Source organism: Actinomadura luzonensis, from assembly GCF_022664455.2.
GTDB classification, from domain to species: Bacteria; Actinomycetota; Actinomycetes; order Streptosporangiales; family Streptosporangiaceae; genus Nonomuraea; species Nonomuraea luzonensis.
The window spans coordinates 4162695-4177610 of record NZ_JAKRKC020000001.1; the positions used below are offsets into that span (position 1 = coordinate 4162695).

Genomic DNA, 14916 nt, shown 5'->3' on the forward strand with positions numbered 1-14916 from the left:
ACCTACGCAGTTCAGGAGAGATCGTTGTCCCTCGTCGCGCACAGCCTCGACGTGATCAGGAGCCTCCAGGCGCCGTCGGGCGCCTACCCGGCCTCGCCCACCTTCTCGGCCTACCGCGGCTACTCGTGGCTGCGCGACGGCGCGTTCATCGCCGAGGGCGTGAGCCGGCACGGCGACACGGCCGGCGCGGACGCCTTCCACGCCTGGTGCGCGCGGGTGGTCGGGGACCGCGCGGGCCAGGTGGACGGGCTGGTGGCGCGTGCGGCGCGCGGCGAGGAGGTGCCGGTGGCCGAGATGTTGCCGACCCGGTTCACGCTGGACGGCGTGGCCGGCGCCGACCCCTGGTGGGACTTCCAGCTCGACGGGTACGGCACGTGGCTGTGGGCGCTGCGGGAGCACGCCGCCCGGCACGGCGGGGCGCCGGCGGGCGTCGAGAAGGGCGTGCGGGCGGCGGCCCGCTACCTGGCCGCGTTCTGGCACCTGCCCTGCTACGACTGGTGGGAGGAGCACGTCGAGCACCGGCACGTGGCGACGCTCGGCGCGGTGCACGCGGGGCTGCGGGCCGCGGTCGCGCTCGGCGTGCTGACGGCGACCGAGGAGGCCGCGGCGGAGCGGGCGGTGGCGGGCATCGCCGCGCTGGTGGCCGCCGAGGGCGTCGCGCCGGCCGGGCACCTGCGCAAGTGGCTCGGCGGCGACGCGGTGGACGCGAGCCTGCTGGCCTGCGTGGAGCCGTTCGGGCTGTACCCGGCCGGGCATCCGGTCGGGCGGGCGACGGTGGCCGAGGTGGAGCGGCGGCTCGCCCGGGACGGCGGCGTGTACCGCTACCTCGCCGACACCTTCTACGGCGGCGGCCGGTGGCCGCTGCTGTCGGGCTTCCTCGGCTGGAACCACGCCAGGGCCGGGCGGCGGGCCGAGGCGGAGCGGTACCTGGCCTGGATCGCGGCCCAGGCCACCCCGGAGGGGGACCTGCCCGAGCAGGTGGGCGGGCCGCTGCTGGCGCCGGAGCGGCGGCAGGAGTGGCTGGAGCGGTGGGGGCCGGTGGCGACGCCGCTGCTGTGGTCGCACGGCATGTACCTGATCCTCGCGGGCGAGCTGGGGGTGGCGGCGTGATCCGGCACCGGCCGTACGGATCGGGGCACCCGTACGCGGACAGCGAGGACCAGCGCGTCCCGGCCCGGCCGCTGGACGGCGAGAGCGCGGAGCTGCGGGTGCGGGCCGCCGCTTCGGTCACCGCCGTGGTGTGCGAATGGGCCGTGGACGGCTCCACTCCCGTGGAGCTGCCCTTGACCAGGGGGTACGCCCCGACCGGCGCGGGCACGGCCGGGACGGCGGGGGCAGGCGGGGCGGTGGACGGCGGGCATCTGGCGGCCGCGCAGGCGCGGGCCGCCCGGGCGGTCGCGGGCACGTGGACCGTGCGCACGCCCGCCCTGCGTGCCGGCCACCGTTACGCCTACCGCTTCCGCGCCGCCACGGCGACGGGGGCGACCCGCTCGACCAGGTGGTTCGAGGTCACGGCCGCCACCTGGTCGGACGCGGGCGGCAAGCTGGAGGTCACCGGCGCGGACCGGATCGTCCCGGGCAGCGTGCGGTGGCTGGCCGACGGCGACGGCCCGCTGCGGGCCCGCTTCGAGCTGGCGCTCGCGCCGGACGAGCACGTCGTCGGGTTCGGCGAGCGGTTCGACGCGGTGGACCAGCGGGGGCGGGCCCTCGACGCGGTGGTCTTCGAGCAGTACAAGGCGCAGGGCCGGCACGGCCGCACGTACCTGCCGATGCCGTACGCGCTGGTCACGGGCGGCCCGGCGAGCTGGGGCTGGCACCTGCGGACCTCGCGCCGCACCTGGTACGACGTCGGCGCGGCCCGCCCCGGCCGGATCGCCGTCGAGGCCGAGGTGGGCCGGGACGGCGTGCTGGAGGTGCGTTTCCTCGGCGGCCCCCGCCCCGCCGACGTGCTGCGCGCCTTCCTCGACGACACCGGCCGCCCGGCCGAGCTGCCGCCGTGGGTGTTCCGGCTGTGGGCCAGCGGCAACGAGTGGAACACCCAGGAGCGCGTCCTGGCCGAGCTGGACCGGCACCGCGAGCACGACGTCCCGGTCGGCGTGCTGGTCATCGAGGCGTGGAGCGACGAGAGCACGTTCACGGCGTTCCGCGGCGCCCGGTACGAGCCGTCGGAGGAGCCGCACCGGCTGGCCGACTACACCTTCCCCGCCGACGGCCCGTGGCCGGACCCGAAGGGCCTGGTGGACGAGCTGCACCGCAGGGACGTCAAGGTGCTGCTGTGGCAGATCCCGCTGCAGAAGACCCGCCCCCACCCCCGCCACCAGGCCGCCGTGGACGCCCGGCAGCTCGTCGAGCGCGGCTACGGCGTGCGCGAGGCGGACGGCCGGCCGTACCGCAACCGGGGCTGGTGGTTCCCGCTGGCGCTCATGCCCGACCTGTCCAGCCAGGAGGTGCGCGACTGGTGGACGGCCAAGCGCCGCTACCTGGTGGAGGAGGTCGGGATCGACGGGTTCAAGACCGACGGCGGCGAGCACGCCTGGGGCCACGACCTGCGCTACGCCGACGGCCGCGACGGCTCGGCGGGCAACGCGCTGTTCCCGGTGCACTACGCCCGCGCCTTCGGCGACCTGCTGCGCGCCTGCGGCAAGGCGCCGGTGACGTTCAGCCGGGCCGGGTTCGCCGGCTCGCAGCCGCACGGCGCGTTCTGGGCCGGGGACGAGGACTCCACCTGGGCGGCGTTCCGCGCCTCGATCAGGGCGGGGATCACCGCCTCCGCGTGCGGGATCGTCTACTGGGGCTGGGACCTGGCCGGCTTCTCCGGGCCGGTGCCGGACGCCGAGCTCTATCTGCGGGCGGCGGGCGCGGCCACGTTCATGCCGATCATGCAGTACCACTCGGAGTTCAACCACCACCGCACGCCCGTCAGGGACCGCACGCCGTGGAACGTCGCCGCGCAGACCGGCGACGAGCGGGTCGTCCCGGTGTTCGGGCGGCTGGCCCGGCTGCGGGAGCGGCTGGTGCCGTACCTGGCCGGGCAGGCGCGGGCCGCCGTCGCGGGCGGCGCGCCGCTGATGCGCGGCCTGTTCTTCGACCATCCGGACGACCCGGCGATCTGGCGGCACCCGCTGCAGTTCAAGCTGGGCGACGCGCTGCTGGTGGTGCCCGTCACCGAGCCCGGCGTGCCGGAGGTGCCCGCCTACCTGCCCGAAGGCGCCTGGGTGGACGTCTGGACCGGCCGCGGCCTGACCGGCGGCCGGACGGTGACGCTGCCCGCGCCCCTGGACCGCCCGCCCGTGCTGTGCGCGGCGGAGCACTGGTCCCGTCTCGCCCCCGTCTTCTCCGAAGGAGCGCCACCATGAGCCGGTCACGCTCGGCCGACGCCGTCTCCGCGTCCTCGCTGCCCGCCGACCTCGCCGACGCGCTGGACGGCGTGTACCACAACCCGACCGGCGTCGACGACCTCTACTCCACCGAGCCGACCGAGCGGTCGCCGCGCGACCCGATGGCCGGCGACGTGGTGCGGATCGACGCCACGACGTGGCCGGTCCGGCCCGGCCAGCGCGTGTGGGTGGCGTGGGCGCGGAACGGCGAGGAGCAGCCCCCGGCCGGGGCGGCCTGGGACCACAACAGCGGCGGCAACAGCTACTGGCGGGCCGAGCTCGGCCCGTTCGCCCGCGGCGACCGCGTCTCCTACACGGTGGAGGCCGAGCTGAACGGCGGCGGGCGGCGGAGCTCCGGCCCGTTCGCGTTCACCGTGACCTCGTGGAGCACCGCGACGGACGTGACCGGGTTCGCCGACAACGGCACGTCGGTGGACGTCACGACCGGCGACAGCGCGGGCGGCTCGTTCACGCCGCGGATCCGCTTCGCCTTCCCCGCGCCGGGCCGTCTCACCACGCAGATCTCGCCGAGCGGGGCGGGCCTGACCGTGTCGGGGCTGCCCGGCTACAAGGTGGCGGAGTCGCCGGCCGCGCTGACGATCTCCACCGGCTCGCTGGTGCTGGAGATCCAGAAGTCGCCGTACCGGCTGTCGCTCTACCGGGGCGACGGCACGACGCTCGTCACCCGCCACTACGACCCGGCCGGGTTCCGCAACGTCGGCTGGGCGAGCGACGGCGCCACCACGGTCACCCGGATCGAGGACCACTTCCTGTCGCCGCCCGGCGAGCGCTTCGAGGGCTTCGGCGAGCGCTACGACCGTCTCGACCAGCGCGGCACCGACGTGCACACCTACGTCTACAACCAGTACCGCGACCAGGGCGCGACCCGCCGCACCTACCTGAGCGTGCCGTTCTTCCTGAACTCGGCCGGGTACGGCGTGCACGTCGAGGGCACCCGCTACACGGTCTTCAACCTGAACACGCACCTGCCCGACCTGGCCGGCTTCACCGCCGACACCGGCGGCGCGCGGGACTCCACGCTCGTCTACCACGTCTTCACCGGCACCCCGGCCGAGATCCTGGACGGCTTCACCGAGCTGACCGGCCGGCCGCAGCCGCCGCCGCGCTGGGCGTTCGGGCCGTGGATGTCGGCCAACGAGTGGAACACGCAGGCCGAGGTGGCCCGCGAGCTGGCCAACGTCGAGGCGTACCGGATCCCGCACACCGCGATGGTGCTGGAGCAGTGGAGCGACGAGGCCACGTTCTACCTGTGGCACGGGGCCGCGTACGAGCCGGGGCCCGGCGGCGGGAAACCGGCGTACGCGGACCTGACGTTCCCGCCGGGCGCCGCGTGGCAGGACCCGAAGGCGATGGTGGCCGACGCCCACGCGCGGGGCGTCCGGGTGGTGCTGTGGCAGATCCCGGTGTTCAAGGAGCACTTCGCCGACAATCCGGCGGCCGCGCCGCAGCAGCACCTCAACGACAAGGCGTACGCGCTGGCGCAGGGGTACGTCGTGCGCGACGCCGCCGGCGGCCCGTACCGGATCCCGTCCGGCCAGTGGTTCGGCGACAGCATGGTGCCGGACTTCACCAGCCCGGCGGCGACCGCGTGGTGGATGAGCAAGCGCGACTACCTGATGGACGAGATCGGGATCGACGGGTTCAAGACCGACGGCAGCGAGGCCGTCTTCGGCCGGGGCGTGCGCTTCGCCGACGGCCGCCGGGGCGACGAGATGCACAACGCCTACCCCAACAGCTACACCGGCGCCTACGACGCCTACGTCAAGGACCGGCGGCCGGACGGCGCGATCTTCAGCCGGGCGGGCACGACGGGCGCGCAGACCAGGTCGATCTTCTGGGCGGGCGACCAGAACTCCAGCTTCGCCGCCTTCCGCGAGGCGGTCCGGGCGCAGCTCAGCGCCGGGCAGTCGGGCGTGCCGTTCACGGCGTGGGACCTGGCGGGCTTCACCGGCTCCTTCCCGGGCGCGGAGCTGTACCTGCGGGCGGCGGCGCAGGCCACGTTCTCGCCGATCATGCAGTACCACTCGGAGAAGTCCGGCCCGGCGGTGTCCGAGGCCCGCACGCCGTGGAACGTGCAGGCGCGCACCGGTGACACGCGCGTGGTGCCGGTCTTCCGCGCCTTCGCCAACGTGCGGATGAACCTGATCCCGTACCTGTGCGCCGAGGCGGCGGCGAGCGCCGCGACGGGCGCGCCGATGATGCGGGCCATGAGCTTCGCCTTCCCCGGCGACGCCGAGGCGGCGGCGCTGGACCAGCAGTACCTGTTCGGCTCGCAGCTCCTGGTGGCGCCGGTGACCACGGAGGGCGCGACGACCAGGGACGTCCGCCTGCCCGCCGGCGAGTGGACGGACCTGTGGAACGGCGGCCGCTTCACCGGCCCCGGCGTCAAGACCTACGGCGCGGGCCTGGAGACGATCCCGGTCTACGCCCGGCCGGGCGCGATCGTCCCGCTCGACCTGGGCGCCGGCTACCGGCTCGGCGGCGAGATCGGCAACGACGTGGACGCCTACGAGAACCTGACCTTCCGCGTCTACCCGGCGGGCGCCTCCTCCTACGCCTGCCTGGAGGGCACCGTCAGCGCGGCCGCGGACTGGGCCGCGCACACGGTGACCGTCACCGTGCCGCCGCTGACCGTCACGGCCACGCTGCAGGTGCACAGCACCCGGCCGGCGTCGGTGCCGGGCGTCAGCCCGCGGGCGAGCCTGGCGGAGCTGGCGGCCGCGCCCGAGGGCTGGTGGTGGGAGCCGGCGGGGCAGCTCACGCACGTCAAGCTGGCGAGCGCCGGCGCCGCCCGCACCGTCACGCTGACCGGCGTGGACAAGGCGGCCTACGAGGCCGAGTTCGCCGACGGCACCGGCACCTCGGTCGGCGCCGACCATCCCGGGCACACCGGCACCGGGTTCGCCGACGGCTTCGCCACCCCCGGCGACGCGGTGACCTTCCACGTCAACGCGGACGCGGCGGGCGAGCACCTGCTGCGTTTCCGCTACTCCACCACGGTCGCCGCCACCCGCACCGTCGTCGTGGACGGCGTCACCGCCGGCCGTCTCGCCCTGCCCGCGCTGCCCGGCTGGGACGCCTGGGACACGGCGACGCTCGCCGTGCCGCTCGCGGCGGGCCCGCACGCGGTGACGCTCGCCTACGGCGCCGCCGACACCGGCGGCGTCAACCTCGACCACCTGGTGGTGGCCCGGCCATGAGACGATCGCTGCTGCTGCTGGCCGCGCTGCTGGTGCCGCTGGTCCCGCTGGCGGTGGCGTCGTCGGTGGAGGCGGCGGTGCCCCGGGTGCAGTTCACCAGCGGGCCGGCGTACCTGGTGGTGGAGTTCCTGGACGACGACCTGGTGCACTTCGAGCTGGCCGAGGGCGCGCCGCCCGGCACCGGCTCGCCGATCCGCACCACGCCGCAGGTCGCCAAGTCCGACTACCCGGGCCCGTCGAGCTTCACCCAGCAGGGGAACACGCTCACCACGGCGGCCATGAAGGTCGAGGTCGCGCCGGGCACGCTGTGCGTGACGGTGTCCGACCCGGCCCGGCAGCTGTACCAGGCGTGCCCGCGCGACCTCGGGCAGGCGTGGAAGGGCCTGTCGATCACCAAGGGCGCGATGCGGAACGCGTACGGGCTGGGCGAGCAGTTCTTCAAGGGCGGCAGCGCCGACGGCGACTGGGTGGGCCGCGTCCGCACGCCGGGCGGCCCGTACGGCAACGCGATGGCGTTCGACACCGACAACGGCCCGGTCGGCAACGCCCAGATCCCCGTCCTGTTCGCGACGGGCCCGGACCGCCTCGGCTACGGGCTGTTCCTCGACCAGGTCTACAAGCAGGAGTGGGACCTGACCGGCGACCCGTGGACCGTCGGCACGTGGGGCGACCAGCTCAGGTGGTACACGATGACCGGCCACGGCCTGCCCGACCTGCGCTCCGACTACATGGAGCTGACCGGCCGGCCGCCGGTTCCGCCGAAGAAGGCGTTCGGCATGTGGGTGTCGGAGTTCGGCTACGACGGCTGGGGCGAGATCGACGACCGGCTCGCCGGGCTGCGCGCGGCGGCGTTCCCGGTGGACGGCTTCGTACTGGACCTGGAGTGGTTCGGCGGCGTCACGGCGGGCTCCGACACCACCCGCATGGGCACCCTCGCCTGGGACACCCGGGCCTTCCCCGACCCGCCCGGGCACATCGCCGCCTACCGCGACCGCGAGGGCCTCGGCCTGATCACCATCGAGGAGTCCTACGTCGGCCGCGGCCTGCCCGAGCACGCCGACCTGGCGGCGCGCGGCTACCTGGTGAGGTCGGGCTGCGGGACGTGCGCGCCCGCCTACCTCACCGGCAACGACTGGTGGGGCCGCGGCGGCATGATCGACTGGACGCAGGACGCCGCCGGCGACTACTGGCACGCGCTCAAGCGGCAGCCGCTCGCCGACGCCGGCATCATGGGCCACTGGCTGGACCTCGGCGAGCCGGAGATGTACGACCCCGGCGACTGGACCGCCGGCCTGCTGCCCGGCAAGCACGCCCACGCCGACTACCACAACCTCTACAACCTCAAGTGGGCCGAGAGCGTGGCCCGCCGCTACGCCTCCGGGCAGCGGCGGCCGTTCCTGCTGGCCCGCTCGGCGGCGGCGGGCATGCAGCGCTTCGGCGTGGCCATGTGGTCGGCCGACATCGGCTCCAAGCTGACCGCGCTCGCCCAGCAGCAGAACGCCCAGATGCAGCTGTCGATGTCCGGCATCGACTACTACGGCTCCGACATCGGCGGCTTCCGCCGCGAGATGCTGAACTCCGACCTGGACGAGCTGTACACGCAGTGGTTCGCCGACGGGGCCTGGTTCGAGGTGCCGGTGCGCCCGCACACCGAGAACCTGTGCAACTGCCGGCACACCGCCCCCGACGAGATCGGGCACGTGCCCAGCAACCTCGCCAACCTGCGGCAGCGTTACGAGCTGACGCCCTACTACTACTCGCTGGCGCACCGCGCCCACCGGTACGGGGAGCCGGTCGTGCCGCCGCTCGCGTACTACTACCAGGACGACCCGAACGTGGCCGAGATGGGCGGCGAGAAGCTGGTCGGCCGCGACCTGCTGGTGGGCGTCGTGGCGGGCAGGGGCGAGCGCGAGCGGGACGTGTACCTGCCGGCCGGCACCTGGTACGACTACGCGACGGGCGAGCGGCTGACCAGCACCGGCCAGTGGTTCATGGACCGGCCGCTGTGGGTGGACGGCGTCTTCCGGCTGCCGGCCTTCGCCCGCGCCGGCGCGATCCTGCCGAAGATGCACGTGGACGGCCGGACGATGAACGTGCTCGGCCGGCGCACCGACGGCAGCACCAGGGACGAGCTGGTGGCCCGCGTCCACCCGGACGCCGCCGCGACGAGCTTCACCCTCTACGAGGACGACGGCGCCACCACCGCCTACCGCACCGGCGAGGTCCGCACCACCCGGATCGGCCAGCAGCGCACCGGCGACACGGCGACCGTCACCGTGGACCCGGCCGAGGGCTCCTACGCGGGCGCCCCGTCCGCCCGGCCGGTCGTCGTCGAGCTGGTCACGGACACGCAGGCCGCGTCCGTCACGCTGAACGGCGCCGCCCTGCCGCGCCTGCCCGGCAGGGCCGCCTTCGACGCGGCCGCGAGCGGCTGGTACAACGCGGGCGGCAACCTCGTGGTCGCCAAGTCGGCGAGCACGCCGGTCGGCACGGCGCTGACGTTCGCGTTCACGCTCGGGCAGGCGCCGGTGTCGGCCACGTTCCGCTGCGCGAACGGCGTCACCGAGCCGGGCCAGTCGGTCTACGCCGTCGGCGGCGCGCCGCAGCTCGGGTCGTGGTCGGTGGCCGGGGCGGTGAAGCTGTCGCCGACCGCGTACCCGGCCTGGACCGGCACCGTCACCGGCCTGCCGCCGGAGACGAGCGTGGAGTGGAAGTGCGTCAAGCGGCGCGAGCAGGGCTTCCCCGACACCGCCGACCAGTGGCAGCCGGGCGCGAACAGCGTGCTCACCACTCCGGCGAGCGGCGACGCCGGCACCACGGCCGGGTCGTTCTAGGGGGCGCACAAGGGGTCGCAGGGGTGTGTGAGTTGTCCCGGATCTGACACCGTTGTTTCACCGCGCCGCCCCATCACAGGACGACGTGCGCGGCTCATTGTTGATCGGAAACTCCGCACCCCCCAACGGCCCCTCACCTGCCCGGAGGAGTTCCATGTCCCGACGCCTGTTCAGCGTGCTCGCGTTCGCCGCCCTCCTGCTGACGATCACCCCGCCCGCCGCCCACGCGGCCGTCCAGGACGACGTCTACGTCGCGCTCGGCGACTCGGCCGCCGCCGGCCCGCTCATCCCGAACCAGGTCCTGCCCGACCTCGGCTGCTGGCGCTCCGACCACAACTACGCCCACCTGACCGCCCAGGCCATCGGCGCCCGCACGCTGCGCGACGCCACCTGCTCCGGCGCGAAGACCACGCACATGTACCAGTCGCAGAGCACCGACCTCGGCTCGGTGCCGCCGCAGCTCGACGCGCTCACGGCGGACACCACGCTGGTCACCGTGCAGATCGGCGCCAACGACGTCGGCCTGACCGACTTCATCGAGGACTGCCTGAACATCCTGCCGCCGCCCGTCGGCGACGCCTGCAACGACGACTACGTCGTCAACGGCCAGGACAGCTGGCGGGTCGCGACCGACGCCCTGCGGCCCCGGCTGACCCAGCTCGCCGCCGACATCCGCGCCCGCGCCCCGCAGGCCCGCGTCTTCGTCGTGGGCTACGCCACGTACGCGCCGCCGAACGGCTGCTACCCGCGCGTGCCGATCATCGCCGCCGACGCCAACTACATCCGCGGCACCCTGCAGTACTTCAACCGCATGCTCGCCGAGCAGGCCGCCTCGGCCGGCGTCGGCTTCATCGACCTGCAGACGCCGAGCGTCGGCCACGACCCGTGCACGCCGGCCGGCACCCGCTGGATCGAGCCGTACGTCCCGGCCTCGCCCGCCGCGCCGTTCCACCCGAACGCCCGCGGCATGCGCGGCTTCGCGACCGCCGTCACCGCCGCCGTCTCGGGCGCCTGACCACCCTGTTTCAGGCTTGACTTATATAAGTCTTGCCTGAAAGATAAGGACCCATGACCCAGAAGACGACGACCTTCCTCATGTTCCAGAACGGTGACGCCGAAGAGGCCATGACGTTCTACGTCTCGCTCTTCGACGGCTCGGAGGTGATCCGCGCCGACCGCTACGCGGCCGGCGAGCCCGGCGGCAAGGAGGGCACGATCAAGCACGCCACGTTCACGCTGGCGGGCCAGGAGTACATGTGCATCGACAGCGCGGTGCAGCACGGCTTCACCTTCACGCCGTCGATGTCCATCTACGTCACCTGCGACACCGAGGAGGAGATCGAGCGCCTGTACGCGGCGCTGGGCGAGGGGCGGCAGGCCCTGATGCCCCTCGACTCCTACGGATTCAGCACGAGGTTCGGCTGGGTCAACGACCGGTTCGGGGTCTCCTGGCAGCTCAATCTGCCCTGAGACCCCGACCGGGCGAAATTCGTTCTGTCCAGTATGTCGATTGACGAGCTATTTGCCGGAGAATTGGAGTTACGGCCCATTTTCTTTCCCGCGGGCGCGCGATGAGATGCGAATGAACCACCGATCATTGATCTCCCTCATCGGCGACCAGGAAAGGCGGCTCAATGACCGTGCTCGCGGAAGTCTCCGGCAACGTCACCGCCATCGCCTACGGCCTGGCCGCGATCGGCCCTGGCCTCGGCGTCGGCGTCATCTTCGGCCAGGGCGTGCAGGCGATCGCGCGCCAGCCGGAGGCGTACGGGCTCATCCGGCAGAACATGCTCCTCGGCTTCGTGCTCACCGAGGCGCTCGCCCTGATCGGCCTGGTGGCGCCGTTCATCTTCCGGTTCATCCAGTGATCGCGCGCCGGGTCCCGCCCGTCAGCGGTAGACGGCGTCGTCCAGGGTGAAACGGATGAACTCGCCCTCGGGCCAGAGCCGCGTGCCGGGCCACCAGCCCGCGCGCACCCGTCCCGGCACGGTGAAGCCGTCGAAGGTCAGCTCGTCCAGGCACTCCACGCCGAACAGGTGCCGCCGGTAGGGGCCCTTGTCCGGATTGCCCCAGCGGAGGACGGTCACCCGCTCCAGCCGGCCGTCCTCCGCCACGCTCAGCCGCACGTCGTGCTCCTCGCCGCCCACCGGCACCGTGGCGACCGCCTCGCGCTCGTTGAGCGACTTCCAGCCCACGGCCGGGTCCAGGGCGGCGGCAGGGGCGAGGACGAGCTCGCAGGCCAGCCGGCCGGCGGCGCTGCGCGTCACGTCCGGCCCCGAGGCCGACAGGACGGGCAGCGCGCCCATCGCGCGCCAGCGCATCTCGCCGGCGCCGTCGCGGTAGCGGTCGAAGCCCCGCACCGGCAGCAGCCCGAGCCGGGTGCCGGCCGACCAGACGTAGCCCCTCAGCGGGTCGAGCACCTGCAACGCGCGGAAGTCGTGCCAGCCGTTCAGCCGGATCGTGCCGTGCATGCTGAGCACGACGGCCCGCAGCAGCGGCGTGCCGGGCGCGATCGCGCGCAGCAGCCAGCGCCGGGCCGGCTCCGGCAGCAGCTCGGCCTGCTCGGGGTCGAACACCGGCGGCCGCTCCGCCGGCTCCTGCAGCACGTCCCAGTCGCGGGCGGCCTCCTCGGTCAGGTACGGGGGCGCGACGACGACGGTCGCGCTCACGACGCCCTCCAGGGGGCGCGGACCACGGCCACCGGGCAGGGGGCGCGCCGCAGCACGCCGTGGCTGACCGAGCCGAGCACCGCCGAGGCGAGCGCGCCCAGCCCGCGCGAGCCCACCACCAGCAGGTCGGCGTCGCGGCAGACGCGCGCGAGCCCGGGCACCGGATGCCGGTGCAGCACCACCCGCTCGATCGCGACCTCCGGGTACTTGGCCCGCCACGGCTCCAGCGCCTCGTCCAGGTCGGGGGCGAAGTCGGGGACGGGCATGGGGCCGTACCCGGCGGGCTGGGGCGCCAGCCTGGGCGCCCGGCGGCAGTACACCACGGCCAGCCGGGCCCGGCGGGCGCTCGCCTGCTCCAGCGCGAACGCCAGCGCCGCCTCGGCGTCCGAGGACCCGTCGAACCCGGCCACGATGCGGCCCCGCTCCCGCGCGCCGGGCTCGCGTACCACGACCACGGGGACGCCGGCCTGCCCGGCCAGCGCGTACCCGGCCGAGCCGAGCATCATCCCGATGGCCCGCCCGCCCGTGCCGCCCAGCACCAGGGTGTCGGCCTGCCCGGCCTCGGCGCGCAGCCGCCCCACCACCCCGCCGCCGGCCGCACCATCAGCCGCACCGCCGGCCGCACCGGAGGCCGCACCGGAGGCCGCACCGGAGGCCGCACTGCCGAGCACCGCCGCCGTCGCCCAGCCGGCCCGGCCCGCCCGGCCCGCCGGACGGCTCCGGCCAGCAGGCTCGCGCACCACCCGCGCCCCCGGCCGCTCCTGCCCGCCTGCCCGGCCGCCGCCGGGGACCGGGCGCCCGCCCGGCCGCGGCTCGCGGACGTGCACGACGCGCAGCGGCCGGCGCCGGCGCAGCGCGTCGGCCGCGGCCCAGTCCAGCGCGGCCCACGCCGCCGGGGATCCGTCGATCCCCACCATTACCGGCTTGCTCGTCACGGCCCCTCCCCTCGCCGACCCACAGCCCCAGCACACCTTCCGCGAGGCCGGCCCGGCCAGGGGAGGAGGTCACCCGCCCGCGGGACCTTCGCCCCTCCCGCCCACGGGCCGGAGGCCCCCTCCCCGGGGGTCCCCGGCCCGGTGTGTCACCTGTACGCCTCCGTCCGCGCGGGCGGCGTCTTGCTGCCCGGCATGAAGGCGTGCCGCACGGTGGCCACGAGCCAGAGCGCGATCGTCGACCAGAACAGCACGGCCAGCGCGAACTCGCTCGCCGCGACCAGCGCGACCACGCCCGCGATCAGGGCGAGCGCGCCGATCGCGCTGGCCACCGCCACGTAGCCGGTGCGGCCCTGGAACTCCTCGGCGAGGCTGCTCAACGCGCAGCCGCCGACCAGGCCGAGCACCAGGATCGTCGCCGCCGCGCCGCGTACGTCGTTGAAGAACCACACGTCCGCGCCGCGCGTGAAGACGACGTAGACGGCGACGTCGGCCGCCGCCGCCACCGTTGCCAGGGCGTCCTTCCAGGTCAGTCTCATGGGTGCCACCTCCTTCCGCCTCCGAGCGTGCGCCGGGGGGGCGGGCGGGCGACAGAGTCATAGGTCCCGCATCAGCGGCAGCCCGTCGCGCCGAACGCCAGGAACCTGGTGGCCTCCTCCTGGCTGAAGTTGTCGTCGGAGCCGACGACGAGCGTGCACTCGCCGTCGTCGAGGCGCGGCCCCCAGGCCAGGCTCTCGTAGTTCTGCGCGGGCGGGGCGACGCGGCTGAGGTCGAGCACCAGGCGCTTGGCCACCGGCCGGTACGCCGGGCCGCCCGCGAGGGAGCGGCGGCCGAGCACGTTCGTGGCGCCGCGCAGGTCGAACTCGTAGAGGCGGGCGCTGTAGCCCACGCCCTGCGTCCAGGAGCGTTCGAGGGCGAGGTAGCGGAACTCGTCCACGGCCAGGAGCTCCGACACGCCGCCGTCGGCGTCGCCGGACGGCGGGACGGGCGCGGCGGGCAGCGCGTCGAGGGGGTAGGCGTACTGGCCGCGCAGCGCGCCCGCCCTGCTCCACACGGTCAGCCGGACGGGCGCGCCGCGCTCGGCGGTGGGGAGGGGGCCGTCCTCGAAGCGGGGCCCCTCGGTGACGGCGGTGACCGCGCGGGGCGTGACGGCCAGGCCCTCGAAGCCGAAGTTGCGCCGCGGCCCGCGCGGCGCCTCGGTCAGCCGCAGGCCGCGCGGCAGCGGGAACGCGCCGAGGTGGCGGCCCTGCCGGTCCATGCTCCGCACGGCGGCCTGGGAGACCGGGATGCCGGGGTTGCGGTCGTCGGGCCGGTCGCCCTCGTCGCCCCACAGCAGCCGGCCGCTCCAGCGGTCGAACCTGATGGACTCGGGGTCGGCCGACCCGGGCTTGCCGTAGCCGGGGTAGGGGGTGCCGTCGGCGCGGGTGAGCGTGGTGACGCCGGTGAGCCGCACGCCGCCGAACTGGCCGGTCGCGCGGTCGATGTCGAGGCGGCCGGTGTAGAAGCGGGCGGGGTTGTAGCGCCACCGGTCGTCGGAGATGAAGTACCAGGTGCCGGTGCGGGGATCGTGGTCGATGCCCGACAGGCCGCCCACGGCCGTGCCGTCCAGGCGGGCCAGGTGCGGCAGCCGCTGCTCGCCGAGGAAACGGGTGACGCGCACCGGGTCGCGCCGCGCGGCCGCCGACGCCGGGTGCGCGACGGTCGCCGCCGCGAGCACGGCGGCGACGGCGACGGCCATTGTTCTCCGCCTTTGAGCCATTTATTCCCCCATCGTGGAATGCCGATGACGGGGAAATGAAATCGTGAATTCTTCAGCACGTCTACGCAGGTAGATACGGCTACAGGCGGCTAATTACCGACATTTCCCAAGAAAGAAAAAGGGG

Annotated in this window: 11 protein-coding genes; 7 read left to right on the top strand and 4 right to left on the bottom strand. The window is 74.6% G+C overall.

All coding sequences use genetic code 11. From position 1 onward, the window contains the following. The first annotated feature begins 24 nt into the window (after positions 1-24). The 7 genes from MF672_RS20240 to atpE all read left to right on the top strand — a co-directional run bounded on the left by MF672_RS20240 (position 25) and on the right by atpE (position 11300). Positions 25-1110 (top strand): glycoside hydrolase family 15 protein, encoded by a 1086-nt coding sequence (locus MF672_RS20240; RefSeq protein ID WP_242382341.1) that lies wholly within the window; start codon positions 25-27, stop codon positions 1108-1110. Next, entirely contained in the window at positions 1107-3356 is a 2250-nt protein-coding gene (locus tag MF672_RS20245) for a glycoside hydrolase family 31 protein (RefSeq protein ID WP_242382340.1), read from the top strand. The genes MF672_RS20240 and MF672_RS20245 overlap by 4 nt, the downstream gene beginning before the upstream one ends. Continuing rightward, a complete protein-coding gene (locus MF672_RS20250) occupies positions 3353-6598 on the top strand; it encodes a TIM-barrel domain-containing protein (protein ID WP_242382339.1) in 3246 nt (1081 codons plus the stop codon). Before MF672_RS20245 ends, MF672_RS20250 begins: the two co-directional genes overlap by 4 nt. Then, on the top strand, positions 6595-9432 hold the full coding sequence (locus MF672_RS20255) for a TIM-barrel domain-containing protein (RefSeq protein ID WP_242382338.1): 2838 nt from the start codon (positions 6595-6597) through the stop codon (positions 9430-9432). The genes MF672_RS20250 and MF672_RS20255 overlap by 4 nt, the downstream gene beginning before the upstream one ends. Before the next feature lie 154 nt (positions 9433-9586). Further along, entirely contained in the window at positions 9587-10447 is an 861-nt protein-coding gene (locus tag MF672_RS20260; RefSeq protein ID WP_242382337.1) for an SGNH/GDSL hydrolase family protein, read from the top strand. Positions 10448-10500: 53 nt separating this feature from the next. Then, positions 10501-10902 (top strand): VOC family protein, encoded by a 402-nt coding sequence (locus MF672_RS20265; RefSeq protein ID WP_242382336.1) that lies wholly within the window; start codon positions 10501-10503, stop codon positions 10900-10902. A gap of 164 nt (positions 10903-11066) precedes the next feature. After that, entirely contained in the window at positions 11067-11300 is a 234-nt protein-coding gene (atpE, locus tag MF672_RS20270) for an ATP synthase F0 subunit C (RefSeq protein ID WP_242382335.1), read from the top strand. Positions 11301-11321: 21 nt separating this feature from the next. Here atpE and MF672_RS20275 read toward each other — a convergent pair whose 3' ends face one another. The 4 genes from MF672_RS20275 to MF672_RS20290 all read right to left on the bottom strand — a co-directional run bounded on the left by MF672_RS20275 (position 11322) and on the right by MF672_RS20290 (position 14771). Further along, a complete protein-coding gene (locus MF672_RS20275) occupies positions 11322-12101 on the bottom strand; it encodes a DUF6544 family protein (RefSeq protein WP_242382334.1) in 780 nt (259 codons plus the stop codon). Continuing rightward, positions 12098-13036, bottom strand: coding sequence for a universal stress protein (locus MF672_RS20280; RefSeq protein ID WP_247815335.1), 939 nt, complete (start codon positions 13034-13036; stop codon positions 12098-12100). The genes MF672_RS20275 and MF672_RS20280 overlap by 4 nt, the downstream gene beginning before the upstream one ends. Before the next feature lie 146 nt (positions 13037-13182). Continuing rightward, entirely contained in the window at positions 13183-13572 is a 390-nt protein-coding gene (locus tag MF672_RS20285) for a hypothetical protein (RefSeq protein ID WP_242383892.1), read from the bottom strand. A gap of 71 nt (positions 13573-13643) precedes the next feature. Next, a complete protein-coding gene (locus tag MF672_RS20290; protein WP_242383891.1) occupies positions 13644-14771 on the bottom strand; it encodes an esterase-like activity of phytase family protein in 1128 nt (375 codons plus the stop codon). Between the last annotated feature and the right edge of the window lie 145 nt (positions 14772-14916).

Excerpts from the sequence above, each read along its gene's own strand:
- MF672_RS20250 (WP_242382339.1), top strand. The coding sequence starts at position 3,353 with ATGAGCCGGTCACGCTCGGCCGACGCCGTCTCCGCGTCCTCGCTGCCC.
- atpE (WP_242382335.1), top strand. The coding sequence starts at position 11,067 with ATGACCGTGCTCGCGGAAGTCTCCGGCAACGTCACCGCCATCGCCTAC.
- MF672_RS20260 (WP_242382337.1), top strand. The coding sequence starts at position 9,587 with ATGTCCCGACGCCTGTTCAGCGTGCTCGCGTTCGCCGCCCTCCTGCTG.
- MF672_RS20285 (WP_242383892.1), bottom strand. The coding sequence starts at position 13,572 with ATGAGACTGACCTGGAAGGACGCCCTGGCAACGGTGGCGGCGGCGGCC.
- MF672_RS20290 (WP_242383891.1), bottom strand. The coding sequence starts at position 14,771 with ATGGCCGTCGCCGTCGCCGCCGTGCTCGCGGCGGCGACCGTCGCGCAC.
- MF672_RS20255 (WP_242382338.1), top strand. The coding sequence starts at position 6,595 with ATGAGACGATCGCTGCTGCTGCTGGCCGCGCTGCTGGTGCCGCTGGTC.
- MF672_RS20265 (WP_242382336.1), top strand. The coding sequence starts at position 10,501 with ATGACCCAGAAGACGACGACCTTCCTCATGTTCCAGAACGGTGACGCC.